Source organism: Pontimicrobium sp. MEBiC06410, assembly GCF_053601615.1.
Window position 1 is genome coordinate 1 of record NZ_JBSHNT010000077.1, and the last position, 276, is coordinate 276.

A 276-nucleotide genomic window follows, 5' to 3' on the forward strand; every position below is an offset into this window, starting at 1 on the left:
AGTACCACCAGCATCTTCACCAGCGATTAAACTAAATAAATCTATAGTTGTAGAACTATCGTCACAGATAGTAATGCCTCCATCTGTACCAGCATTAGCAGGTGTTTCAATAGTAAGAACTACTGGTATTCTAGAGCTCACGCAACCAGAGACAGTTTCTTCAGCTTCAGCATAGTAAGTGTAAACTCCAATAGCTGTATCGGTAGGTGTATAATTAAGACCAGAAGCTAATGCAGTACCTCCAGTAGCGTTTGCATACCAATTAACAGTATCCCC

Annotated in this window: 1 protein-coding gene; it reads right to left on the reverse strand. The window is 40.6% G+C overall.

Annotated features, from left to right (window positions below; all coding sequences use genetic code 11):
* The coding region (locus ACVC08_RS00500) for an immunoglobulin domain-containing protein (RefSeq protein ID WP_452600556.1) at positions 1-276 on the reverse strand (276 nt) is incomplete at both ends.